The 22,065-nt window shown below is 49.0% G+C and carries 19 protein-coding genes; 13 read left to right on the top strand and 6 right to left on the bottom strand.

Translation table 11 applies throughout. The features are described 5' to 3' along the window. The first annotated feature begins 158 nt into the window (after positions 1-158). The 4 genes from ACO6UY_RS21570 to ACO6UY_RS21555 are packed head-to-tail and all read left to right on the top strand — an operon-like array spanning position 159 to position 3,240. On the top strand, positions 159-1,208 hold the full coding sequence (locus ACO6UY_RS21570; protein WP_422491179.1) for a mechanosensitive ion channel family protein: 1,050 nt from the start codon (positions 159-161) through the stop codon (positions 1,206-1,208). A 36-nt stretch (positions 1,209-1,244) separates the two neighbouring features. Further along, positions 1,245-2,414, top strand: a complete 1,170-nt coding sequence (locus ACO6UY_RS21565; RefSeq protein WP_422462865.1) for a PP2C family protein-serine/threonine phosphatase — start codon at positions 1,245-1,247, stop codon at positions 2,412-2,414. A 50-nt stretch (positions 2,415-2,464) separates the two neighbouring features. Then, entirely contained in the window at positions 2,465-2,797 is a 333-nt protein-coding gene (locus tag ACO6UY_RS21560; RefSeq protein ID WP_101747520.1) for an STAS domain-containing protein, read from the top strand. A gap of 2 nt (positions 2,798-2,799) precedes the next feature. After that, complete coding sequence (locus ACO6UY_RS21555) at positions 2,800-3,240, top strand: ATP-binding protein (protein ID WP_422447998.1); 441 nt, start codon at positions 2,800-2,802, stop codon at positions 3,238-3,240. A gap of 232 nt (positions 3,241-3,472) precedes the next feature. Here ACO6UY_RS21555 and ACO6UY_RS21550 read toward each other — a convergent pair whose 3' ends face one another. Together ACO6UY_RS21550 and mfd are read right to left on the bottom strand one after the other, a co-directional pair. Next, on the bottom strand, positions 3,473-4,309 hold the full coding sequence (locus ACO6UY_RS21550; RefSeq protein ID WP_422447996.1) for a CsiV family protein: 837 nt from the start codon (positions 4,307-4,309) through the stop codon (positions 3,473-3,475). Between the two features lie 108 nt (positions 4,310-4,417). Next, positions 4,418-7,876, bottom strand: a complete 3,459-nt coding sequence (gene mfd / locus ACO6UY_RS21545) for a transcription-repair coupling factor (RefSeq protein ID WP_422491177.1) — start codon at positions 7,874-7,876, stop codon at positions 4,418-4,420. 421 nt (positions 7,877-8,297) lie between these two features. Here mfd and ACO6UY_RS21540 point away from each other — a divergent pair, with 421 nt between their 5' ends. The 5 genes from ACO6UY_RS21540 to ACO6UY_RS21520 all read left to right on the top strand — a co-directional run bounded on the left by ACO6UY_RS21540 (position 8,298) and on the right by ACO6UY_RS21520 (position 13,643). Continuing rightward, on the top strand, positions 8,298-9,731 hold the full coding sequence (locus ACO6UY_RS21540; protein WP_422447992.1) for a glyceraldehyde-3-phosphate dehydrogenase: 1,434 nt from the start codon (positions 8,298-8,300) through the stop codon (positions 9,729-9,731). A gap of 379 nt (positions 9,732-10,110) precedes the next feature. After that, the gene (locus tag ACO6UY_RS21535; RefSeq protein ID WP_422462869.1) at positions 10,111-10,344 is read left to right on the top strand and encodes a FeoA family protein; all 234 of its coding nucleotides are present in this window, start codon (positions 10,111-10,113) and stop codon (positions 10,342-10,344) included. After that, positions 10,341-12,674, top strand: coding sequence for a Fe(2+) transporter permease subunit FeoB (gene feoB, locus ACO6UY_RS21530; RefSeq protein WP_422491176.1), 2,334 nt, complete (start codon positions 10,341-10,343; stop codon positions 12,672-12,674). The genes ACO6UY_RS21535 and feoB overlap by 4 nt, the downstream gene beginning before the upstream one ends. 76 nt (positions 12,675-12,750) lie before the next feature. Further along, on the top strand, positions 12,751-13,008 hold the full coding sequence (locus ACO6UY_RS21525; protein WP_101747513.1) for a FeoC-like transcriptional regulator: 258 nt from the start codon (positions 12,751-12,753) through the stop codon (positions 13,006-13,008). A 263-nt stretch (positions 13,009-13,271) separates the two neighbouring features. Continuing rightward, entirely contained in the window at positions 13,272-13,643 is a 372-nt protein-coding gene (locus ACO6UY_RS21520) for a hypothetical protein (protein ID WP_422462872.1), read from the top strand. 19 nt (positions 13,644-13,662) lie between these two features. On the opposite strand, the gene ACO6UY_RS21515 is transcribed toward ACO6UY_RS21520, so the two are convergent. From ACO6UY_RS21515 to ACO6UY_RS21505, 3 genes are read right to left on the bottom strand one after another with little or no spacing between them, the layout of a single operon-like run. After that, complete coding sequence (locus ACO6UY_RS21515; RefSeq protein ID WP_422491175.1) at positions 13,663-14,181, bottom strand: hypothetical protein; 519 nt, start codon at positions 14,179-14,181, stop codon at positions 13,663-13,665. Positions 14,182-14,207: 26 nt separating this feature from the next. Further along, positions 14,208-14,651 carry a DUF2147 domain-containing protein gene (locus ACO6UY_RS21510; RefSeq protein WP_422447981.1) on the bottom strand — a complete coding sequence of 148 codons (444 nt, stop codon included), beginning with the start codon at positions 14,649-14,651 and terminating at the stop codon, positions 14,208-14,210. A gap of 46 nt (positions 14,652-14,697) precedes the next feature. Then, entirely contained in the window at positions 14,698-15,723 is a 1,026-nt protein-coding gene (locus tag ACO6UY_RS21505) for a GlxA family transcriptional regulator (protein WP_422491173.1), read from the bottom strand. Between the two features lie 181 nt (positions 15,724-15,904). Between ACO6UY_RS21505 and ACO6UY_RS21500 the strand changes: the two genes are divergently transcribed. The 4 genes from ACO6UY_RS21500 (at position 15,905) to ACO6UY_RS21485 (ending at position 21,050) form a co-directional block, all read left to right on the top strand. After that, positions 15,905-17,749 (top strand): beta-ketoacyl synthase, encoded by a 1,845-nt coding sequence (locus ACO6UY_RS21500; protein ID WP_422491171.1) that lies wholly within the window; start codon positions 15,905-15,907, stop codon positions 17,747-17,749. 118 nt (positions 17,750-17,867) lie between these two features. Beyond that, complete coding sequence (locus ACO6UY_RS21495; RefSeq protein WP_422462880.1) at positions 17,868-19,241, top strand: hypothetical protein; 1,374 nt, start codon at positions 17,868-17,870, stop codon at positions 19,239-19,241. A gap of 15 nt (positions 19,242-19,256) precedes the next feature. Beyond that, positions 19,257-19,952 carry a Sir2 family NAD+-dependent deacetylase gene (cobB, locus tag ACO6UY_RS21490; protein WP_422491170.1) on the top strand — a complete coding sequence of 232 codons (696 nt, stop codon included), beginning with the start codon at positions 19,257-19,259 and terminating at the stop codon, positions 19,950-19,952. A 147-nt stretch (positions 19,953-20,099) separates the two neighbouring features. Next, on the top strand, positions 20,100-21,050 hold the full coding sequence (locus tag ACO6UY_RS21485; protein ID WP_422447971.1) for a hypothetical protein: 951 nt from the start codon (positions 20,100-20,102) through the stop codon (positions 21,048-21,050). Positions 21,051-21,330: 280 nt separating this feature from the next. Here ACO6UY_RS21485 and ACO6UY_RS21480 read toward each other — a convergent pair whose 3' ends face one another. Further along, entirely contained in the window at positions 21,331-21,942 is a 612-nt protein-coding gene (locus ACO6UY_RS21480; RefSeq protein WP_422491168.1) for a hypothetical protein, read from the bottom strand. Between the last annotated feature and the right edge of the window lie 123 nt (positions 21,943-22,065).

Genomic DNA, 22,065 nt, shown 5'->3' with positions numbered 1-22,065 from the left:
ATAGCTACGGCTATGCTCCCTACGTTGCGCCTTGCATAGCAACTGCCCACTTAGCCAGAAATATACGATTCCATTTGGCCAACTACTTAGGAATGCTTGAAAGAGGATAGTAAACAAACTGGCTACAATTTATAAAAATAACCAACTGAAATCCCTGAATGATCTCGATTATGAACCCCGAATTTATCTCGTTCTATTCTCATTTGATGATTGCCTTTTTGCTGTCTGGTGCTTCATTTTATGGCATAAAGTGGTTGGCCCATGGTGAGCCAAAAGGGCCGGAACGGGTCTTCTGGTGCCTGGCTATCAACATACTGCACAGACCCTTGCTGACGCTGCCCTGGGTGTTGTTCATTCTCTATTCGGCGCATTACTGGCCGGGGCTTGAGCGGTCGGATGTCAACGAAACCCTGCAACTGATTCAAAAACTCATTCTGACCATCTATCCGGCCTGGTTTATCTGGGAAATCAGCCTGAATATGCCAGAGGTGCTGGATTCCATGGGTGAGCGGTGGCGCGAGCGCCTATCGCCTTCAGTGATTGCCCGTTCCGTGCAGCTGATTATCGTTGTTTCTACACTGCTGAGTCTTGCCCAGGCCTTCGGCTATAGCCTGTCAACCCTTCTGGCCTTTGGTGGTATTGGCGGTATTATTCTGGGTCTTGCTGCCAAGGACTGGCTGGCCAATTTTTTCGGTGGATTAATGCTGATGCTGGATCGCCCTTTTACCGAGGGTGACTGGATTCGCTCTCCGGACCGATCCATTGAAGGGCATATCGAAAAGGTTGGCTGGCGTCTGACAAAAATACGAACCTTTGATAGACGGCCTATTTATGTTCCAAACTCAATCTTTACCGGCATAGTGGTGGAGAATGCCACCCGAATGAAAAACCGCCGGATGATTGAAAATTTTGCTCTTCGTTACGAGGATATTGACAAAATACCCCGTATTCTCAGCCGCATAGATGATCTTGTTCTACAGGTTCCCGAGGTTGACAGTCGTGAGCCTCATTATGCCGTTTTCATCCGTTATGATGATTCTGCCCTGTTATGTCAGGTTCGGGTGCATATCACAAGAACGGATCGTGTTGGTTTTTTAAAGGCTCAGCAATCTATTTTGCTGCTGATTGCAGCGGTTGTTAACGAGGAAGGGGCGTTATTCGCTTATCCGACTCGAAGGATTCTTTCAGATGGGTCGATAACACAGTAGTTATATTCAATACGATGAAAATTGATAACAAGGCTAATGGATATACTGATTGTTGAAGATGCCCGTGACCAGAGAATGATTTTGTCTGTGGTTCTGAAAAAGCAGGGGTATCGTGTTTTTGAGGCATCAGACGGCTATGAAGCACTGAATGTTCTGGAAAGCCATCCTGATATCCGGATTGTCATCAGCGACTGGATGATGCCCAATATGGATGGTATCGAGCTGTGTGAGGCGATCCGTAACAGTGATTTTGGGTACTATATCTATTTCATGCTGCTAACGGGTAACTCGGATCGTGAGGCCGTGGTGGAAGGAATTAACCGTGGTGCTGATGATTTTATCAATAAGCCAGTGGATTTTGATGAGCTTGGTGCGCGCCTGAATGCCGGCATTCGAATTATCGAATTAAAAGCGGCGCTTGAACATAAAATACATACCATAGAAAAAGACCTGGAGTCGGCGGCAGAAACACAGGCTCGTCTGCTCTCTGAGCCAGCGAAAATTCAGAGTGTGGATTTTAACTGGTATTTCAAACCAAGCCGCATTCTTGGTGGCGATATGTTTGGTTATCAGGCACTTGATGGAGAGACACTGGGCTTCTATCAACTGGATGTAGCCGGACATGGTATTCCTTCAGCACTGTTTTCTTTTTCATTGAACAATACCCTTCGTGAGGACGGGAGTGGATCGCTGGTTAAGGCGTCATTCAGCGAGCCACCTTTTTATCGGATAAAAGAACCCAATGAAGTGCTGGTGAGTCTGAATGAGCAGTTTCAGGCAAAACCTGAGTCGATGCTCTACTTCACCATTGCCTATGGGATAATCAACAGCCGCACCGGTTCTGTTACGTTGTCACAGGCTGGCCATCCATCATCACTGTGGCTGAAAAGCGGTTCAAAATCTGTCGAAAAAATTGCCTGTGGTGGCGTACCGATAGGTATGATGCCGGACATGACCTATAAAAATGTCACTATTGCACTGCAACCTGGTGACCGACTTTTTCTTTACTCCGACGGGGTGACGGAGTGTGAAAACAATGTCGGTGAAATGTTTGGTGAAGACCGGCTGGTAGCTTCTCTGGAAGATGCTTTTGATCACACCCTTGAAGCCATGATCAGCCGGGTTGAGCAGGACATCACTAACTGGACCGGAGCGGATGTTTTTGAGGATGATGTAACTTATCTGGTACTGGAGTGGCAGCCGTAACCAGGCTTGCCTTATTAATTACGCAACGTTTATAACGCAAGGAGAGCGACATGCCATTTGATTCTAAAAATGATGCCGGGCATACCATCGTATCAATCGACGAAACCCGGCTTGATGCATCTTTATCAGAGCCTCTGAGGATTTATCTGTTTGACCAGATCGACAATGGCTCCGATAACCTGGTGATTGATTTATCCCAGGTGCGTTTTATGGACAGCAGTGGTTTGGGGGCATTGGTGGCAGGTCTGAAAAAAATGGGGGGAGCCGGTTCCATGAAGCTGGCCAGTGCCCAGCCTGCGGTTATGGATCTTTTCAGTCTTACCTCTATGGACAAGCTGTTTACCATTCTCCCTACAGTGACCGAGGCCATTAAGGAGAAGTAATCATGACCGACGAAAAGGGGCAGGCTGTCAGGCTTGAGATTGACAGTGAGCTGGCGAATACCACCCTGGTTGCCATGGCTGTCCGGGGCCTTTGTGCCATGACAACACTGTCCCCGGTTGAGGTGAATCGTGTGGAGCTGTGTGTGGTTGAGATTGTGAATAATGCCATCGAGCACGCCTATGGTAATGAAAAGGGGCATAAGGTTGAGGTTGGGGTCAGTCTTTTGCAGGCTTGCTTAATGCTGACCATCAGTGATTGGGGTAAGCCAATGGATCAGGGTAAGCTGGGGAGCAGGGATATGTCAGTGGATCCTGACAATCCTGCGGCGTGGCTGTGCAGCGGTAGAGGGTTGCCGATCGTCCAGAGTTTGATGGATAACGTTGAGTATCAGACTGTTGGGGATAAAAACAGTTTTATCATGAGTAAGCAGATCAGGAGTTAGTACACAGTTTCAATACATTTGATGGGGTCATTTAGGAGCTGTCCTGAAATAATTTACACATTTCTGGGTTTCAAAACTCCGTTCGTCCTGAGCGGAGTCGAAGGACATAAAATCCATACCCTGAATAAAGACTGTGCCAGTCACCCTTCGACTCCGCTCAGGGTGAACGGAGATTGTCCACATGAAGCTTATTGAAATGATGAACTGTTCTGTTCACTCATTTTTAGCAACGTCAGCTGCTTTTTTCTGAAATGATCATTCCCGTTTCCACCAGCGCCTCAGGGCGATCATAGGGCGTAAGTTTGAACAGGACGCCAATCTCCGGACTGTCTATGTATTGAATTTCCTTTACATTCCGAACTCTTCTTCGCTGCTTTATCTGAAAATTATCGGTTATACGCAAAGGCGGGGAGCCATCATCCAGTCTCACCAGATTGTCAGATCCTATATCAGAAGCAGCCAGAACGTCAGATGTCTTTTGTTCGTAATTGTTTCCGGACAGGGCGGAGTACAGTGGTTCCGGACTTAATTTATTCAGCCACAGATCAATATCAACATGCAGAAAGCGCTCTTCACTGACGCTGACCGTGCCATTCAGCAACAGATTGTCCTGCCCGCTGATAGCAGCCCGGATTTCAATCGGTCGTTTACCCGATCTGGCGCTGACAGGCATTCGCCAGGCTTTATGGGTAATCACCTGATAATTGCGATTTCTCTCAAGTGCAGTTACCTGGCTGTTCAGAATCCTTTCATTGGCTGGCAGGTCGATGTAGGCATCACGCATAACATCAGGATGGCTCTGCTTTACAGGCTCAATAATGTCAAACAGAGGACTGCTATCATCAGGGTCGGCAGCGTGAGTTTGCAGTTTGATTACATTGCCAGGTGCCCGGTAACCGGCAACGGGAGGCCAGGCTTCGCCACTGTGATTGTTGAGGTAACGAAAAACCACAAGATCCACCTGATACCATGGGATATCAGGTCCTCCATCACTCGCGTTCTGTGCAGCAGAAAGCGGTACATTAACCAGTAGTGCTATCGACAATGCGATAAGCTGAAGTTTTTTCATACAGAATTTCCTTGGATCACCCAATCCGGAATCAGGGATTGTGGCTTTTGTGCAGCAGCTCCTGACTGTCTGAAAACCAGCCAGGTGGCTATTGTTAGATATCAGCTGTTAACCCGCAAGCCTGCCCAGCAACGTTTCCGTTGCCTTAAACCTCTGTTCCGAAGTTTCCATTGCGTCAATGTACTTTAAGATGCTGCTGCCTTCCAGCCTGAACTGCTGAGGGCTTGACTGGATAAGGTTAATAATCAGCATAGGATCGACATTGGGCTGCTCTTCAAACTCGACCCTTGCTTCTTTGCTGCTGGCATCCAGTTTCTTGATGCCCAGCTTCTGGGCACAGAGTTTTAACTTCATCTGACGGAACAGGTTTTTGGCCGGGTCGGGCAAGAGGCCAAACCGGTCAATCAGCTCAACCTGAAGGTTCTTTAACTTTTCCTCATTATCAGCGGCGGCAATTCTCTTATAGAGAATCAAGCGGCTATGGACATCGTGAATATAGTCTTCAGGCAACAGGGCCGGAAGCCGTAAGTTCACTTCTGTGCCATGGTTCAAGGGCTGATCCGGATTGGGCGTTTCGCCGTTGCGGATGGCGTTAACGGCACGCTCAAGCATCTCGGTGTAGAGCGTAAAGCCAACACTCTGTATCTGGCCGCTCTGGCCTTCACCCAGCAGTTCACCCGCACCCCTGATCTCCAGGTCGTTCGAGGCCAGCATAAACCCGGCACCAAGGGTTTGTGCTTCCGATATGGCTTCAAGACGTTTCGCGGCATCAGCCGTCATCGATTTCGGTGTCGGTGTTAACAGATAAGCGTAGGCCTGGTGGTGTGAGCGACCAACCCTGCCTCTAAGCTGATGCAGTTGGGCCAGGCCAAACTTGTCAGCCCTGTTGATGATGATGGTATTGGCATTAGGGATATCGATGCCGGTTTCAATAATGGTTGTGCATACCAGAACGTTGTAGCGCTTGTGGTAAAAATCGGACATCACCTGTTCAAGCTGACGCTCACGCATCTGGCCATGACCGGTGATGACCCGTGCTTCAGGAATCAGTTCCTGAAGGTCGCTGGCTACTTTTTCAATGGATTCCACCTGGTTGTGAAGATAGTACACCTGCCCGCCACGCAGCAGCTCCCTGAGGATCGCTTCTTTCACCAGGGGTTGATCATATTGCCGGACAAAGGTTTTAACCGAGAGTCGCCGTGCCGGTGGTGTCGCGATAATGGACAGGTCGCGAATACCGGACATGGCCATATTGAGCGTTCTTGGAATGGGTGTTGCGGTCAGGGTCAGGATATCAACCTCGGACCTCAATGACTTGAGCTTTTCCTTATGGCGAACCCCAAAGCGGTGTTCTTCATCGATAATAAGCAGGCCAAGATCTTTAAAGGTCAGGTCGCCCTGAAGAATCTTGTGGGTACCAATAATGATATCCAGTTTGCCCTCAGTGAGCCGCTCTTTTACCTGATCCACGGCTTTTTGCGACTTGAATCTTGAAATAACATCAATTTCTACGGGCCAGTCCGCAAATCGATCGCGAAAACTTTCGTAGTGTTGTTGCGCCAGCAGCGTCGTGGGAACCAGAATGGCCACTTGTTTACCGCTATGAGCTGCAAGGAAGGCAGCACGCATGGCAACTTCTGTTTTACCAAAGCCCACATCACCACAGACCAGGCGATCCATGGGTTTTGGTGCACACATATCGCCAATAACGGCGGCAATGGTCTGTTGCTGATCGGGCGTTTCTTCAAATGGAAAGGCCGCAGCGAAAGCCAGATAATTCTGCTCCGGCTCAGTGAAAGGAAACCCTTTTCGTGCTTCTCTGCGGGCATAAATATCCAGCAGTTCGACGGCCACGTCCCTGGCTTTTTCGGCGGCCTTACGCCGCACCTTGCTCCATTGCTCACTGCCCAGCCGGTGCAGCGGGGCAAGTTCATCATCGGCACCGGTGTATCGGGAAATCAGGTGGAGAGAAGCGACCGGTACATAAAGTTTGGCTTCGTTGGCATATTCCAGGGTCAGAAACTCCGTGGTCTGGCCATCTACTGCCAGTGTTTCCAGCCCTCTGTATCTGCCAACCCCATGGTCAATATGAACCACAGGAGCTCCGATTCTTAACTCGGTCAGGTTGCGAATAACCTGGTCGGCACTGTGTTCGTCTTCTGTCTTCCGCCGTCTGGTCTGTTGTACTCTCTGGCCGAGCAAAAGCGCTTCCGGGATAACAGCGATTTGCTCTTCCGGTAGATACAGTCCGTTGTCCAATAGCCCGGTGCTGACCGCCAGGGCGGGCTTTTCTTTAAGAAATGCGGACCAGCCATCACACAGGTCAGGCGTTATATTATTCTGGCTCAGCAGCTCCAGCAGTACTTCCCGCCGCCCGGCACTTTCGGCGACCAGCAGGACATGATGAATGCCATTTATAAAGGTTTTGAGGTGGGCCAGTGGCTGCTCAAGCCGGGCATTAATGGTCAGTTCCGGCAATTCTTCACGGTTTAAATTAAATCGACCGGCCTTGGGTGCAACAGGCTGCTCAAACAGTGTGACTCTGGGGAAGTCGTTCAGTCTGCTGTAAAACTCCTCCGAGGGCATCAGAACCCGGGATGGGGGAAGTATTGGCCTTTGCGGATCAACACGGCGGTTGTCGTAACGTGCATGAACATCCGAATAAAAATGATCCAGTGCTGAACCCACGGTGTCGTAAATCAGTATTCGGGTGTTTTGTGGCATGTAGTCGAAAAGCGTTGACGTCTCCTCAAAGAAGAGAGGCAGGTAGTATTCAATGCCCGGGCTGGCAATACCTTTGTTGATATCCTGGTAAATCGGGCATTCACGATAGTTAACGTCAAAGGTTTCCTGAAAATTACTGCGAAATAACGCTATCCCTTGCTTATCCAGGGGGAACTCATGCCCCGGTAGCAGTTGTATCTCCTCAACCGTTGCAATGGAGCGTTGCGTTTCAGGATCAAACGTTCTCAGTGACTCTATCTCGTCATCAAACAGGTCAACCCGATAGGGCGTGTCAGCCCCCATGGGAAAAATATCAACAATAGAGCCACGGATAGCGAACTCGCCATGTTCCATCACTGAGTCTACACAGCGATATCCGGCCTGTTCAAACTGGCCCCGGCGTTCATCAATGATAAACCGGGTGCCCGGTTGCAACGACAGGCAGCTGCCCAGCAGATAGTTCTTCGGACACAGGCGGTGCAACAGCGTCGTCACGGGCACAACCAGAATTTTTTTTCGGCCACGGTTGTCGGTCAGGGGAAGGTGGTAGAGCGTTGACAGTCGCTGGGAAATAATATCCTGATGGGGTGAGAAGGTATCATAGGGCAGTATTTCCCAGTCCGGCATTTGCTGAACATTGATGTTGGCTTCTTCAGCAAGGAAGAAGGCCAGCTCTTCTTCCAGCCGGTTTGCTGATGAACTGTCCGGCGTAATAATCATCAGCGGCTGGTTGTCCGATACCGCAGCACAGGAAATGGTCAAGGCAGGCCCGGCTTTCGCGAGATTTCCCCACTGAAGCTTGTCGCCGGGGTGGGTTGGCAGAGGAATAGTGTGTTGAAACATGAAAATCCTGAAGGCTCTCCTGATTTACCCCAAATACAGATATAAGTAGTTAACCAAATGAAATCATATATTTCTGACTAAGTTGTCAGTCACTCTGCGGCGTTGCAACTCCGGTCACATAGCTACGGCTATGCTCCCTACGTTGCGCCTTGCATAGCAACTGCCCACTTAGCCAGAAATATACGATTCCATTTGGCCAACTACTTAAGTGGTGGATTGTAGCGGTTGTGATCCTGTTCTCCCAGTATTGCCAGCGGGAAATGGTGGAATAAGGAGGAAAATCAAAGGCAGAAAGATTGGTGGTGTTAATGTTTGATAATCTTTGTTGCCTCGAACACCATCAACAAGGATAATAACCACGGAACATAAGTCCCAAATAAGGGATTGTATTTAAAACAGAAATAATAAACGGGAATTTATCGTGGTAGCAGACCGTTTTCAGGACTGGAAAGAGCGTGAAGCACTGGCTGAGTCAATGATCCCACTGATCGGCAAGCTGTATAGAAATCACCATGTTGTCACGTCTGTGTTTGGGCATCCCGTCATTAACCGCTCCGTAATCAGCTTGCTGAAAGCGCACAAGTTTGTTCGACAGATTGAGGACAATGGTCTCTCTGTCCGTGAGACTTACCCTGTGCTGGAAATTCTGGCAGGCCTTGATCTGGGGCCATCCCGTATTGATATTGGCAAGCTGGCCGTTGGCTACCGGGCGGAAGCAGCAGGCCTGTCACTGGAAGAGTACGTTACCGGTCAAGTAGCGTCAGTGACTAATGGCCATAAACAGACCCTGGGCCCGGGTCAGGATGTCGTATTGTATGGCTTTGGCCGGATTGGCCGTTTGATGGCCAGAATCCTCATTGAGCGCGCGGGCAGTGGCTCTGGTATTAACCTGAGGGCCGTGGTTGTCAGGCCCGGCGGTGCAGGCAATGATCTTCAGAAGCGGGCAAGCCTGTTGCGTCGCGACTCGGTTCATGGCTCTTTCCAGGGCACTATATCTGTTGATGAAGAGAATAAGGTTATCTATGCCAACGGTGTGGCCATTCAGGTCATTTATTCCAGCAGCCCGGATTCCATCGATTACACCCGGTATGGCATTAACAATGCCGTGATTGTCGACAACACCGGTAAATGGCGTGATAAAGAGGGATTGAGCCTGCATTTGCAATCAAAGGGAGTATCCAGGGTCCTGCTGACAGCACCGGGAAAAGGGGATATCAAGAATATTGTTTATGGGGTAAATCATAACGATATTGAGCCGGAAGATCAGATTCTTTCCGCCGCCTCCTGTACCACTAACGCGATCACACCGGTGCTGAAGGCCATTAATGATGAGTTTGGTGTTGAACACGGTCATGTAGAGACGGTTCACTCTTACACCAATGACCAGAATCTGATTGATAATTACCACAAGGGTGAGCGTCGTGGACGCAGCGCTGCACTGAATATGGTCATTACCGAAACCGGGGCAGCGAAAGCCGTTGCCAAGGCGTTGCCTGAACTTGAAGGTAAGTTGACGGGGAATGCTATTCGGGTGCCGACCCCGAATGTTTCCCTGGCCATCCTTAACCTGTCCCTGGACAAGGCCACCACCGTTGAAGAGCTTAATCGCTTTATCAGGGAGACCTCACTGTATTCCAGCCTTCAGAAACAGGTGGATTACGTCACCTCTGTTGAAGCAGTTTCCAGTGATTTTGTGGGTAGCCGTCGAGCTGGCGTTGTGGATGGGCAAGCCACTATTGTTGACGGCAAACGCTGTGTGCTTTATGTCTGGTATGACAATGAGTTCGGTTACAGCTGTCAGGTCAACCGGATACTTCAGTTTATGTCTGGTGCGATGTACCCGTCGGTTCCATAAAACACTCGTTTGTCAGTAGTGATGAACACTTCACAGAGTGACTGATTAGTGGTTCGGCTAATCAGTCACTCTGTAGATCCTGCCTTTTTCCTATCTTATCCCGATTTACCAACAACCTGCGTACATTGATATTGGTCAACAATGAGTGAGATTGGTCGCCCTCTAAATTGTAACCATTCTCATTTGCGTATATATTCAGATCAATTGACATTTTGTCAGGCAGCAACCATTCCACACTAAAACCCCGACAAAAAAACAGGTTCTGGCCCTGGCAGATGATTTAGGTGCAAATATCTGGGTCATTTTTGCGAGTTATTACCTGCTGTGCAGAAAAATCGCGTACAAAACTGACTTTATGATGCCTGTGGAGAAGATGTACATGAAGGTGACATTGGGTGAACTGAAAACCGGTGAATGTGGCCGGGTAACCGCTTTTGCGGATGCTGGCAGTGCTTACCGGCGGAAATTGCTGGCAATGGGCCTGACGCCCGGAACCCGGTTCACGGTTTGTCGTGTTGCGCCATTGGGGGACCCAATTCAGTTGGAAGTCAGAGGCTTCCAATTATCGATTCGAAAGGATGAAGCCGCTGTTGTAGAGGTTTCCAGAGCATGAAAAAACACGTTGTTGCAATTGTCGGAAATCCTAACTGTGGTAAAACAACGCTGTTTAACGCGCTGACCGGTGCCCGGCAGCGGGTTGGCAACTGGCCAGGCGTTACTGTGGAAAAACGCAGTGGTTTTTATACCTTTGCTGATAACGCCATAGAAGTGGTTGATCTGCCCGGAACCTACTGTCTTGATGTGGTTGACAGTGACGTTTCTCTTGATGAAAAGGTGGCGCGGGATTATATCCTGAAGCGAGAAGCGGATTTAATTATCAATATTCTTGATGCTTCAAATATTGAAAGAAATTTGTACCTGACCACTCAATTGCTGGATATGGGTGCTCCGGTCATCGTTGTGCTCAATATGATGGACGTTGCCAGGGAAAAGGGCATGGACATTGATATTGACAAGCTGGCTGAGGAACTCGGCTGTCCGGTGCTGCCCCTGGTTGCCAGCAAGTCAGGCAATATCAAAGCCTTTTTACAAAATATTAATGATTTTCTGAATAATGGTATTTCCGTAGCCCCACCATTGAACCTTGGTGAACAGCTGGAACAGGCCATTGTCGTTATTGAAGCGACTCTTGAAGCGTCTGTGAATCTTGATAGTCCGCTGTCCCGACGCTGGTATGCCCTGAAGTTACTGGAAGGTGACACTGTGCCTCTGCCGGAACTGACCTGGCAGGTGGTCAATGAGGCTACCCGGCAGCGTCATATCATTGAGGCTGCCCTTGAGGAAGAGCTGGATATTATTCTGGCCAGTCGACGTTATGATGTGGTTGGTCAGCTTATGGAGTCAGTGATTCGTGAGCGGGGCGTGGTCAGTCACCGGCTGAGTGAATCCATTGATCGTGTGGTATTGAACCGGGTGCTTGGGTTCCCCATTTTCCTGGGTGTCATGTATCTGATGTTCATGTTCACCATTAACTTCGGCAGTGCCTTTATCGACTTTTTCGATATCTTTACCGGGACTCTGCTGGTGGACGGACTGGGCCACTGGCTGAACTCGGTTGGTGCTCCCGCCTGGGCAGTGACGTTACTGGCGGACGGTGTGGGTGGTGGTATCCAGACAGTGTCGACATTTATCCCGGTGATTGCTTTCCTGTTTCTGTTTCTTTCCATACTGGAAGACTCGGGATACATGGCCAGGGCTGCTTTTGTCATTGACCGACTCATGCGCTTTCTGGGGCTTCCGGGCAAAGCCTTTGTTCCCATGCTGGTGGGCTTTGGCTGCAACGTGCCTGCGATTATGGCAGCACGGACACTGGACAATGAAAAGGACCGGCTATTGACCATCTCCATGGCTCCCTTTATGTCCTGCGGTGCCCGATTGCCGGTGTACGCGCTGTTTGCCGCTGCCTTTTTCCCGGAGTCCGGCCAGAATGTGGTGTTTATTTTGTATCTGGTGGGTATCCTGGCGGCAATATTTACCGGGTTGATTCTCAAGCAGAGCATCCTTAGTGGCGACAGTTCGCCGTTTATTATGGAGTTGCCCAATTACCATTTGCCATCGGTGACTCAGGTCATGTTACGCACCTGGGATCGTCTCAAGGCTTTTATCCTGCGTGCAGGCAAAGCGATTGTGATGGTGGTGGTCGTGCTGAACACCCTGAATGCTATTGGTACCGATGGCTCTTTCGGTCACCAGAACACTCAGAGCTCCATGCTCAGCAAGATTGGCCAAACCATTACCCCGATATTTTCCCCCATGGGCATGACGGAAGAAAACTGGCCAGCGGCTGTGGGACTGTTTACAGGTATTCTGGCGAAAGAAGCCGTTGTGGGTACGCTTGACTCAATGTACGGTGCTATTGCCGCGTCTGAAAACGCTGACACCGAGAGTGAAACGACGTTTGACCTGTTGGCAGGCTTGCAGGAAGCCGTTGCCACTATTCCAGCCAATCTGAGTGGTTTAAGTGGCACACTGGCAGATCCTCTGGGTGTCGAAGTTGGCGATCTGACCGATCTGGAGGCGGTTGCTGAAGAGCAGGCAGTCAAAGTCAGCACATTCTCTGTTATGGCTGGCCTGTTCCCCAGTCATGCTGCAGTCATTGCCTACTTATTGATGATCCTTCTTTATACTCCCTGCGTAGCAGCATTGGGTGCTATTTACCGGGAAACCACCCTGGGCTGGACGCTGTTCATTTCCGGATGGACTTTCTTCCTTGGCTATGCCGTTGCCACTATTTATTACCAGTTGTCGCTGGTATCTGTGCAGCCTGGCGAAACGCTGCTTTGGGTGGTATCGATCATGCTGATGATGTTTATTGTGGTTACCTTGATGAAACGCATGGGAGCCTCAGTACTGCAAGGGCGGATGGATGTCAGCCCGCAATGACATCGTAAACGCAAAGCGTGGCCAAAAGCACCCTCAGTGCTTTTGGCCATTAACCGGAACCTGACAGGCGCTGACCATGCTGATCAAAATCCGCGATTATTTGAAACAGCAGAAAGTGTGCTCTCTGGCTGACCTCAGTGTGAAATTCAATACCACACCTGAGGCCATGAGAGGGATGCTCTCACACTGGCTAAGGAAAGGTCAGTTGAGCTGTGAACAGCCGGGTTGCTTTGTGGCCTGCAAAAAGGGGTGTGTTTCCTGTGACCCTGCCGAGTTGGAGATCTATCGCTGGCAGGGAAAGTCTCAACATATTCCATTGAGTCTTATCGGCTGACGGACTTTCACAGCATATTTGCTGTTCCTGCGTAAACAATCTCTGTACCCCTGAGCTCCTTTACCATTACATCATCATGATATAGTTGGCGTTTTTTACATAACGCTGGTCTGCTTCTTCGCCATTTTAATAGTCAAACAGATGTTTAATTATTATCACCCCGTAAAATGATGGAACTTTCGAAACAAACGATAGTCCAATAAAAATAAAATCCACAGATTTTCAGTTTTCTGAAAAGTTTCTTATGGAGTAGGAGATAGACTATGAATATTGACGCTATACACGGAGCTCCTCGGGGGAATCAATTTGTTCCACCAGTTGTAATGAAAGGGCGTGCATTTGGAATGACAGTTGCTGAGCAGCTTAGAGAATCCCTTGATTTACAAAATATAGATGAGGGTGAGCTTGATTCTATTCTTTTTGAAGGATCTGTGAAATCAGATACTGCTGATGAAGGTTTTGTTCTGGTGGCAGGAAAAGATACGCTTCTGAGGCTGCAGGGTAAAAACCCTGAAGTGTTTGCTGGATTATACAATGCCAGCCCCGTTCCTGAACCATCAGAAAGTGTCTTTTCAAGAGTATGTACCCTTGTAACTGATATTATTTCTGCCTATCTGAACACAGGACAAAGTTAATTGATTAAGTCCCCGGCTTTTAAGATGAAGCTGGCTGAACTTGATAAAGAAAAACAGGTGTCTGGTAAAGATCGTTGGCCTTAAGCGTCTTTATCGGCACTCTGCCTGATAAACTGAAGGTGTGGGTAAGTAACCAGCAACCAGGTGGCAGTTGAGGAATCAATTCTCTTTCAACACGTTCCATCGCTCCGGGATACAAATAGCAAACAACAAGGCCCGCGTTACCAGGGGCTGCCTGGAAGAAATCCGCTCTTATAACATCGATCCCGTACCTTGCCTCAGTAAAAAGGGCCGGAACCGGAGAACGTTCCCAGACCTCAATTTTTTTGTCAGGGTATTTTTCTCTTAAAGTGGGAATCAGGTGTCCCCAGCCACAACCAAGTTCCATAACATGACCGGACACGTCATCTGGAAGGATATCTCTGATCGCCGCCCTGACTTTTCGCGAGGTGGGAGTAGGGCCAATGCCCAGGCTCAGGGTCCAGAAGAGAATAGAGCCGGTGATCAGACCGGCTGCCACCAGAAACGCGGTGGTCATTATTAATGAGTTCAAGGGATTATGCGCTAATCTTCAACACGTTCCCAGGTTTGCGAACGGCCAATCAGCGCGAACCCGATATAACCACGGACTTCCAGTTTACTGCCATCTTCCAGCACTTTCATGTTAGCGCTGTAGACTTTCCCGGATTCAGGATCGACGATTTTTCCATCGTCATATTTGCTGCCTTGCTTTTTCATGCCCCAGAGTATGGTCATGCCCTGAACTTTCTGATCCTTGAGCTCGCCCTGGCACTGGTCACAAATGCTGTCCTGTTTGGCAGGGTCAAGAATCTGTGTCACTTTGCCAGACAGTTTGCCATTTTCCTCGAAGATTGTGACATAACTTTTTGCTTTACCCGTGCTGTCATCAATGGTTTTCCATAGTCCCAGGGGCGAAGCCGCCAGGCTGAACGAGGACAGGCAGAGGGACAACAATCCGGCACCCAGGGCGCGTTTTCTCGGGAACATGTGAGGGAGTCTCCAAAACCCCGGAATTTTCCGGCGTTTATTGTAATCATTCCATTGTGGTGTCATTCAGGTAGAAGAGTTTGCCCCGGACACTTCTGCGAAATTCAGAAGGCGTGAGCTGGTAGCGACGTTTGAACAATCTGGAAAAATAATCAGCGTCGGCATATCCCACCTGCAGGGCAATTTCGGCAATGCCCAGGTTGGTATTCTTTAATAGATCGCTGGCCTGATCAAGCCTGATTTTGCGGACATACTCCATTGGCGGGGAGCCGGTGGCCTGTTGAAAACGACGATTCAGTGTCCGGGCATTCAAGCCCGACAGTCTGCCAAGGGCAGCCAGAGAGATTTCACTGGCGAAGTGATGGTGGATAAAGTCCTGCAGGGAGACGATCACTTCATCCTGGTGGGTTGTGGCATGATCTTCAGCAAAATGGGTGTCTTTGAAGGGCTTTCTGATTTCATGGGAGAACTGCTGTTCAACCTTTTGGGCGATGGACTCGCCAAGCGCTACGCCAATCATGTGCACCATCAGGTCAGCGACCGAATTGACACTGCCAGCACAATAAATACGACCTGCCCGGGTGATCAGGTGATTGGGTTTGAACTCAATATCCGGGAAAAAACGTTGCAGTTTTTCCATGTAAAACCAGTGGGTTGTGGCTGGTTTTTGATCCAGAAGCCCGGTTTCTGCCATAAACGCCACCCCGGTACCAGCTGCGGCAAATACGGCACCGGCATCGTGTTGGCGTTTTAACCATGCAATGATTTCCGGATGTTTCCTGACCACCGGAATCGGGTTGCGCCAGAGCGCAGGAACCAGGATCAGATCACCATAGCCGCTCTGTTTAAAGGTTCTGTCCGGTGTCAGTCTCAGGCCGCCAGTGGTGGTGATGGGGGCTGGCGTACTGGCACAGAAATGAACTTCAATACTTTTTTTATTGGCTGACAGTCGGGTGTAGGTCATTGCCGCTTCGAGCATCTCAAGGGGTAATGTCACACTGGTACTGATCATATGCTCCACCATAGGGATCAGTACCCGGTTTAACTGGATTGGGGGGGATTGTTGGAACATTGGCGTAAAACTGCTCAGTGATGTGTCTTTTTTGTCCGTATTCGTGTCTTTTTCATCCGGTTAAGTTTATCACGAAATCATTAAACTAGTGCCAACTTCATTTAATTCTTAATTTGCATTCATAACAACCTGATCGCTACTCAGAGTGGCACATCATTCAGTTGTTATACAGGAGTGTGGTTTGTCCAGATTACCCGTTATTGTTGCTCAAGGTGGGGTCAGCCCAGCTGGAAGAACCTCTGGTTTTCATGGCTACCGTCGTTTGGTGCTGGAATGCCTGAGTGACCGGTCGCAGCACGAAACCCTTGCTGCGCTGCGCACGCTGAGAAATCTGCCACAAGACAGCAGTCGGGAAGATATTCTGTCGGGAACATTGATTCGCCGGCTGGAAAACAACCTGTTTAATCCGCAAGCCATTCCTTTTCATCAGGCCATTCAGGCGGAGTCCGGATCGGAAATTATTCTGAGGGGCCGTCGTTTACCCAATCCACTGCCCGATGGCTGGCAGTTAGAAAAACTGGAAGATGGCCAGATCAGGGTGAGAATCGAAGTCGGCCAGCCGTTAATGATTCCTTCCATCCGTGAATCACTGGTCAATGCCGCGGGTCAGCTGCCCAGCGGGTTTGCCCCGGAAAAGCTGTACCAGTCCCGGAACCACCCCAGGTCACTGACAATGACGGTGTTCGGTGCATCCGATGCGATTTATTCTTCCGGTATGGACTGGCATGCGGTCAAGCAGAAGCTAAGCCCTGAACAGGTTGCGGTCTATTCCGGCAGTGCCATGAGCCAACTGGATTTTAACGGCAATGGCGGTTTGCTTCAGTCCCGCTTGCTGGGAAAGCGGGTGACTTCCAAGCAGTGTCCACTGGGTTTTGCCGAGATGTCGGCGGATTTTATCAATGCCTATATCCTTGGCTCTCTGGGTGGCACGGGTACCAGTATGGGAGCCTGTGCCACCATGCTTTACAACCTGGAACAGGCCGCTGCTGACATTCGCAGTGGCCGTCGTCGTCTGGTGATTGTGGGCAACAGTGAAGCGCCAATTACCCCGGAAGTCATGGAAGGTTATTCCACCATGGGGGCTTTGACCACGGATGCGGCACTGCGGAAACTGGATGGTTTGTCGGATTCTGACCATCCGGACTGGCGCAGAGCCTGTCGCCCATTTGCCGACAATGCCGGTTTCACCATTGCCGAATCCAGCCAGTTTCTGGTGTTGATGGATGACGAACTGGCCCTTGAGTGTGGCGCACAGATCCTGGGATCGGTGGCGGATGTCTTTATTAATGCGGATGGTTTCAAGAAGTCTATTTCTGCCCCGGGAGCCGGTAATCATTTGACCGTGGCCCGGGCTGCCGCCCTGGGCAGGGCCATTGCTGGCGAAGACGCCCTTCGTTACCGGAGTTTTGTTCAGGCCCATGGCACAGGAACGCCACAGAACCGGGTGACCGAGTCACAGATTCTCAGTGAAACCGCAAAAGTGTTTGGTATGGAAAGCTGGCCGGTGGCTGCGGTTAAAAGTTACCTTGGTCATTCCATCGGCGCAGCGGGTGGTGATCAGATTATGGCGACACTCGGCGTCTGGAAGCATGGATTTATTCCCGGTATCAGAACGATCAATGGCCTGGCTGAAGACGTTTATTCGGAAAAACTCAATATTCTGCTGAATCACCTGGAAACCGGGGCTGATCAGATGGATCTTGCCCTGATTAATGCCAAGGGTTTTGGTGGCAACAATGCCACAGCCCTGCTGCTCAGCCCGGAAATAACCCGAAAAATGCTGAAAGCCCGCCATGGCGATAAGGCCATGACGCAGTGGCAACAGAAAAATGAGACAGTCACCCAGCAGCAGGATGACTATGAACAGCGCTGCCAGAGCGGTGAAGCAAACCCCATTTATCAGTTTGGTGAGGGTGTGCTGGACGGTTCTGACCTGACGTTTACGGAAAAACAGGTAAATGTTCCGGGCTATGGAAAGGCGCTAGATCTGGAGATGGAAAACCCGTTCTGGCAGTTTAATCGATAACATCCTGGGGGCTGCCCTCAGTGATTCGCTCATTTCTGTGAAGTTGCGAGACAACGCAATCTATTCGTTTTAAAGTGCTTGCAAACCTATCAATTCAGTGGCGTACAGGTGAGCCATTATGTTTAAGCACTTATTACTGATTTTGCTGATGTCCGGGTTCGTGATCACCCGGGCCTCAGGTGAATCTTTACCGGGCAGATTTAACGTTGAGCAACCACAGTCAACGGTAGTGACGCTCTACAGTGATAAAGCCCTGGTCAGCCAGAGGTTCGATACCCGACCCGATGGGCTGGGCAGTCTGAAGATTGTCGGTCTGCCGATCAACCGGCTTGATGGCAGTCTTAATCTTGAATACGTCGATGGTGATACTGTTTACCGGCCTGATGACGTTTTCTGGCATCAGGGCGGCCTGGGTCGCGATAATTACTACCGGAATCTGCTTGGCAAAAACGTTGAACTGTTTGGTGGCGGCCTCAACGTTGCCATTCAGGGAAAACTGGTCAGCTACCAGCAGGGAATCGGGCTGGTGGAAGGCAACAATGGCCGTCAGTATTTGATTGATTATCATGATCCCCAGGGGTTGAGGATACTGTCACTGACCGCTTCGGAGATTCAGGGAGAAAATCTCCAGTATGTAAAGGCGGATTTTGGCCAGCAGCCGGTGAGTGGTTCCCTGAAGCTCTCGTATATTACGCCTCAATTAAGCTATGACAGTCATTATCGGTTAACGCTTTTATCCCACAACCAGGGACGTCTGGAATTAAAAACGCTGCTAACTAACAGTGCCAATATCAACTTCGATCAGGCAACCATTCGCCTTGTGGCTGGTGGTGAGGGGGGCGTTGCCGAGTTTTACCAAAAGAACCGGATGCTTAAAGCCTCGGCGATGGCAGATACCGTTGACTACGGGGAACGTGTCGGTGAAGTTTTGCTGACCACCTTACCAAAGGACACCGTTCTTCCCGCCAATAGCAGACAGCTGATGGATCTTTTCTCAGAACCACTGCATCTTGAAAAGCTGTATACCCTTGACGTATATGGCCGCTCCACCGGTGGCAGAACGGCCACGGTTGAACGACCCAGGCTGACCTGGAAATTTGCGGCCCCCCTGGATCTCCCACCTGCACAGGTTCGTCTGTATGAACAGGATCCGGAGGGTGGCTATATCATCAGTGGTCACTCATGGTTACCCAAAACCACGGCAGGAGACAGTGCCTGGTTGACCATGGGAGAAGCGTTGGCCGTTCGTGTTGAGCGTAACCGTCTTGATCTTGAACAGAAGAGTGATAAAGAGCTGGTGGTAAAATGGCAGGCAACGGTCTCTAATGACCAGCAAGACAGTATTACGCTGTTGTTAAGAGAGCGTGACAGCAACCTGATAAAGTTCGACAGTGTCAGGGGAGCCACGCTGGAAAAGCCGGATCAGCTTCGTGTTGAGGTGGCTGCCGGTACCCGCAAAACCATACATTATACGACTAAATACCGTCGTTGATGACAGGAGGTTGGTTTGCGCTATTCATCCATTGTTGTTCTGACCGGTGCGGGTATCTCCGCCGAGTCTGGAATCAGAACATTCCGGGCCAGTGACGGGCTCTGGGAGAATCATCCTGTTGACGATGTGGCAACCCCTGAAGGCTACGCCCGAAACCCCGCACTGGTACAACGCTTTTACAACGACCGAAGGCGGCAGCTGAACTCAGTCAAACCAAACCGTGCTCACCAGGTACTTGCCGCGTTTGAACGTCATTTCTCCGGAAGTTTTCTTCTGGTGACGCAAAATGTTGATGATCTCCATGAGCGGGCAGGGAGCAACCGGCTGATTCACATGCATGGTGAATTATTGAAAGTTCACTGCCAGGAGACAGGGCAGGTTTTTTATTGGGATCAGGATGTTACCGTCGACACTCCCTGTGAATGCTGCGGTGTTGCCGGTAATCTTCGCCCACATATTGTCTGGTTTGGTGAGATGCCTTTACGGATGGATGAGATTTATCAGGCACTGTCCGTCTGTGATCTCTTTGTTTCCATTGGTACGTCGGGAAACGTCTATCCCGCTGCCGGGTTCTTTCAGGAGGCGGCTGCTGCAGGAGCAAAGACGGTTGAATTGAACCTTGAGCCGGGCAATCACGGCTCTTTTTTTGATGAACAGTATTACGGTGCAGCTACCAAAGTGGTTGACCGTTTCTTCAGTTCGCTGTTGTGATATGGGTTTGGGAAACTTAATGCAGAAAAATTGGTCTGATGCAGAAATATATTTCTGCTTGAGAACCAGAAAATGTTACCTGACAATGTTGCTAATCTCTCTCTTGCTGAACTATCGACATATCGGCATAGACAGGATCCCGGGCTTGTGCAAGAACAAGCCCGTGAGGCGCGAGAAGCGCCTGCCTTTTTTAAATATCAAAGAGTTCTGGAAGCTGAAGATGTAGATACTCTTAAAACTTATATAATAAATTCAGGTGAGTCTGAAATAACCGGAACTGAATCACTGCAAGAATTATCAGCAAGAGTAATCAGAAGGGCATTACTTGATGTGTCAATGATTTCAATCGACGCCAAGAGCCTGGGGCTTCCTGTTTCATGTCATCGACAAATACAACCGAGCTTATTATCTGGTCATCATGGTAAGTTAGTTGATGATAAATTAAAAAGTCTATTACGTCTGTTTAGACCATTTCATAAAGAACCAGGCATAAATTTATCTTATATTGAATTCCTTTTTTATATTCGTTCACTTAGTCGGGAAATCTATGAAGATGATCCTATTGAGAATTTTTTCAGGGAGGTTGTATTTATGGGCCATACGGAAGCAGCAAAATGGGCGTTGAAGGCAGGTGGGCCGAAAGTTGAGAAAATAATTCCGGAAGTCCGCAGTGAAGCTGCTAAGTCAGCGGATTTTACTGTCGCACAGACGCTGTTAAAGCTAGGCATCAGCACGTTTACTCAAGAGGAAAAAGATCACTGTCTGAGACGTTCGATGGCTGTGGAGACTCCTGCTGAGAATATCAAAGCCTGGATTGAATTCGGTGGCCGAATAGACGACAAGTTTCTGGATGATAAGTTAAGGTACGCTGCAGAAAATAATCTTTTCCAGGTTGGGGAATACGATAAGGTATTGGCGCGGTTTTATCCTGAGGACAAACTTAACCAAAATTTAATGGCGGCAGTATCTGACGAGGATCTGACCCAGGCAAAACAATGGCAGCTGTTGGGAGGGAAAGCAGCCACATCAGAAATTGAAGAGCGTATTGAACACCATTACAAGAACAATCCATTACGGATACTGTCGTACAGGTGTTAATGGTTGTGCTACCTGTAAGTTGTATATCTGAGCTCGGCAGCACTCTTAGGGAAAACATTAAGCGCTTACTCCCAGCTTCGGGAGGTTGAAGACGAAGCCACGAAGAACACAAAGAAGAGATTTTCTTTTCCTTCGTGTTCTTTGCCGTGAAAGAAAATTGCCACGGAGGCGCAGAGACACGGAGGAGAGAAAAAAGCTTTTCCTCTGTGTCTCCGTGACTCTGTGGCTAAAGCTTCCATGACAGAGGGTGAGAAACCATCGTCATGAAAATTTGTGTACTTCATGTTTCCATGTTTATTTTTTCGGACATTTTGTACAAATTATTAATGAATTCATATGAGAACATTTCTTTACTAATACAATAGCGAATCAATGGGGTAATCGGTTTTAAATTTTGACAGAATTTGGTTACGATTGCATAACCATTTTTACATTCATAAGCTGAACTTGGTGTAGCTACATGCATGAGAGGCAACGCATCTTTGCATGATTGAAGCTTTTTCCCGAATAGCTCACCATCAAATGCAAAAGAAATTTTCCTTTCTATCTCATCTGATACAAAATAACCCTTAGGCGTATAAAGTTTTTTTTCCCAGAGATCCCATCTCCAATTATCGGGGTTGTCAGGATTTTTTGAAGCGGTACTGATCCTCGAATCTTGCGGTGCTGACAATGAATAATGCTTTATCAAATAATCACTCAATGGTTGGACAACTTGTTTGGGTGTGCAGCCTAATTCTAAAGCGGCATTTTCAATACCATCATCAGCCGTTTTGATAATTTTTGTTACAAAATCATTAAATTTCCCCTGATCCTCTTCACTTATTGCAGTTGCATAAGAGTTGAAATCTGGTGATTGTGGCAGGCGATAACTTCCTGGTGGGTTCAGCATTGAAAGACCTTCCTCGCTAATTAGAAGTAGATGTTAAGTAGCTAACCATATGAAATCATATATTTCTGACTCCTTGTTCAGGCACTCTGCTTCGTTACAACTCCGGTCACATAGCTACGGCTA

The sequence above is a fragment of the Endozoicomonas sp. ALE010 genome, assembly GCF_049310165.1.
In the GTDB taxonomy this organism is placed as follows: Bacteria; Pseudomonadota; Gammaproteobacteria; order Pseudomonadales; family Endozoicomonadaceae; genus Endozoicomonas.
This window is presented reverse-complemented; position numbering and strand designations above follow the sequence as displayed.

What these genes read in the sequence shown, in the direction of transcription:
- ACO6UY_RS21570 (WP_422491179.1), top strand. Translation starts at nt 159, where the DNA reads ATGATCTCGATTATGAACCCCGAATTTATCTCGTTCTATTCTCATTTG.
- ACO6UY_RS21565 (WP_422462865.1), top strand. Translation starts at nt 1,245, where the DNA reads ATGGATATACTGATTGTTGAAGATGCCCGTGACCAGAGAATGATTTTG.
- ACO6UY_RS21560 (WP_101747520.1), top strand. Translation starts at nt 2,465, where the DNA reads ATGCCATTTGATTCTAAAAATGATGCCGGGCATACCATCGTATCAATC.
- ACO6UY_RS21555 (WP_422447998.1), top strand. Translation starts at nt 2,800, where the DNA reads ATGACCGACGAAAAGGGGCAGGCTGTCAGGCTTGAGATTGACAGTGAG.
- ACO6UY_RS21550 (WP_422447996.1), bottom strand. Translation starts at nt 4,309, where the DNA reads ATGAAAAAACTTCAGCTTATCGCATTGTCGATAGCACTACTGGTTAAT.
- mfd (WP_422491177.1), bottom strand. Translation starts at nt 7,876, where the DNA reads ATGTTTCAACACACTATTCCTCTGCCAACCCACCCCGGCGACAAGCTT.
- ACO6UY_RS21535 (WP_422462869.1), top strand. Translation starts at nt 10,111, where the DNA reads ATGAAGGTGACATTGGGTGAACTGAAAACCGGTGAATGTGGCCGGGTA.
- feoB (WP_422491176.1), top strand. Translation starts at nt 10,341, where the DNA reads ATGAAAAAACACGTTGTTGCAATTGTCGGAAATCCTAACTGTGGTAAA.
- ACO6UY_RS21525 (WP_101747513.1), top strand. Translation starts at nt 12,751, where the DNA reads ATGCTGATCAAAATCCGCGATTATTTGAAACAGCAGAAAGTGTGCTCT.
- ACO6UY_RS21520 (WP_422462872.1), top strand. Translation starts at nt 13,272, where the DNA reads ATGAATATTGACGCTATACACGGAGCTCCTCGGGGGAATCAATTTGTT.
- ACO6UY_RS21515 (WP_422491175.1), bottom strand. Translation starts at nt 14,181, where the DNA reads ATGACCACCGCGTTTCTGGTGGCAGCCGGTCTGATCACCGGCTCTATT.
- ACO6UY_RS21510 (WP_422447981.1), bottom strand. Translation starts at nt 14,651, where the DNA reads ATGTTCCCGAGAAAACGCGCCCTGGGTGCCGGATTGTTGTCCCTCTGC.
- ACO6UY_RS21505 (WP_422491173.1), bottom strand. Translation starts at nt 15,723, where the DNA reads ATGTTCCAACAATCCCCCCCAATCCAGTTAAACCGGGTACTGATCCCT.
- ACO6UY_RS21495 (WP_422462880.1), top strand. Translation starts at nt 17,868, where the DNA reads ATGTTTAAGCACTTATTACTGATTTTGCTGATGTCCGGGTTCGTGATC.
- ACO6UY_RS21480 (WP_422491168.1), bottom strand. Translation starts at nt 21,942, where the DNA reads ATGCTGAACCCACCAGGAAGTTATCGCCTGCCACAATCACCAGATTTC.